Annotated in this window: 3 protein-coding genes; all 3 read right to left on the reverse strand. The window is 33.5% G+C overall.

The genetic code is table 11. The annotated features are described in order from the left end of the window. Positions 1 to 59 precede the first annotated feature (59 nt). Entirely contained in the window at positions 60 to 836 is a 777-nt protein-coding gene (locus J5G60_RS18130; protein WP_150358153.1) for an alpha/beta hydrolase, read from the reverse strand. Positions 837 to 894: 58 nt separating this feature from the next. Next, positions 895 to 1,377 carry a peptide-methionine (S)-S-oxide reductase MsrA gene (gene msrA, locus J5G60_RS18135; RefSeq protein ID WP_150358154.1) on the reverse strand — a complete coding sequence of 161 codons (483 nt, stop codon included), beginning with the start codon at positions 1,375 to 1,377 and terminating at the stop codon, positions 895 to 897. A 245-nt stretch (positions 1,378 to 1,622) separates the two neighbouring features. Next, positions 1,623 to 1,832 (reverse strand): zinc ribbon domain-containing protein (locus J5G60_RS18140; protein ID WP_207876623.1); only part of this gene is annotated, 210 nt, incomplete at its 5' end.

Below are 1,832 nucleotides of genomic sequence, written 5' to 3' on the forward strand. Positions count from 1 at the left end.
AAAGAGATACAAGTGAAAAATACAATAAAATAATTTTTTAAATACTATATTTTAATATATTATTTAAGTTCTTTTTCTAAAAAATTACTTGTACAATCAATAACTTCATTTTCCCAATTTATACTATTAAATGTATGATCTGCTCCATTTACGGTATATAGGACTGCTTTATCACCATAAATATCCAGATATTTTTCTGATACACTGTGTTTAATAATTTCATCATTATCACCATGTATCAAAAGAACATTTTTATCATAGTTGACAGCTCTTTCAAAAACATTGATATTTTCCGTATCTTTTAAGAAGTCTATACCAAGCATTAACCCTCCCATATCCCTGAAACCATTTCTAAGCATTTTTTTAAGATCTTCTTTTTCATTTTTTTCCCTATTCATGACAATTTCTCTTATGTTACCTGCCGGAGCCCAGAGGCATAGCGATTGTATGTCTTCTTTTCTATCACCTGCCAGCATACTTGCAACAGCTCCTCCCAAACTGAGGCCCAGAATGCCTATTCTATTTTTATCAACAAAATCCAAAGACTTTGCATAATCAAGTATGGCATTTGCGTCATCAAGTTCCCTGGAAACAGTCATATCAACAAAGTCGCCATCACTTTCTCCACTTCCCCCAAAATCAAATCTAACACTTGCAATCCCCCTCTCAGCTAAAATTCTCGATAACTTGACAAATATAAAATGAGATCCTATTTTATCACCTGTAAAGCCATGAAAAATACAAACTATTGGAATATCAGCTGTAATGTTTTCAGGAATGTGCAGCGTTCCTCTTAAAATTAATCCTTTACTTTCAATTTCAACTGCTTTTTGCATTAAATTACACCTCTTTTTTAATTCTAAAACAATTCGCTGTAAAAAGAAAGAGTTTGGGTCAGTTCATCAGTTCTTTTGGTATATGGCAGTATCCCCCTGGATTTTTCTCAAGATACTTCTGATGATATCCCTCGGCGTTATAAAAATTTTCAAGAGGAAGAACCTCTGTTACAATTTTTTTCTTGTAGTTTTTCTGCTGATTTTCTATGGATTTTTTTATAATATTCACATCATCCTCATCTATATAATAAATTCCGGTCCTGTATTGATTTCCCCTGTCATTTCCCTGCCTATCCACAAGTGTTGGATCTATTACCTTCCAGTACATTTCAAGCAATTTTTCAAGTCCTATAATCTGAGGATCATATTTTAAGAAGCAGGCTTCTGCAAACCCTGTATTTCCGCTGCAGACTTCTTCATAACTGGGATTTTTTCCATTCCCATTTGCATATCCAACTTTTGTCTTTAGGACTCCCCTTATACCGTCAAAATATGCCTGAACTCCCCAGAAGCATCCTCCTGCAAATACAATGTTTTTCACAGTTCACATCTCCTATTCTTTCACATAATTACTTTTGTATTTCCTAATTTCAAGCGAACTTCTAATATTCTTTAGTATACTGCTAAATTAATGAATTATAAAAGTTTTTAAGCATAATAATTTAATTACTTTATTAAGTGAACTACCACCACTTATAGAAGTGGATGGCTTCTTAGTCAATATTCCTAATGGAACAAGTTTACCTAAGCTCTAAAGGTCGAACCAACCTCAGTGTATTACCAAAATTATATGGCTAATTTCAGCAGATTTTTACTGGCGTTTATATCCCTGTCATGGTGTGTGTCACATTTAGGACAGATCCATTCCCTGAGTGCAAGATTTTTTACTTCTCTATTCTTGTATCCACAAACTGAACATAATTGACTACTTGCATAATTACCGGGTGCCACTATTATTTTTCTGCCATACCATCCAGCCTTGTATTCCAGCATTCT

Origin of the sequence: Clostridium sp. HV4-5-A1G, from assembly GCF_900184915.1 — a bacterium.
Taxonomy (GTDB): Bacteria; Bacillota; Clostridia; order Clostridiales; family Clostridiaceae; genus Clostridium_B; species Clostridium_B aromativorans.

Bases quoted from the DNA above. Each gene is read 5' to 3' on its own strand.
- J5G60_RS18130 (WP_150358153.1), bottom strand. From the start codon at position 836: ATGCAAAAAGCAGTTGAAATTGAAAGTAAAGGATTAATTTTAAGAGGA.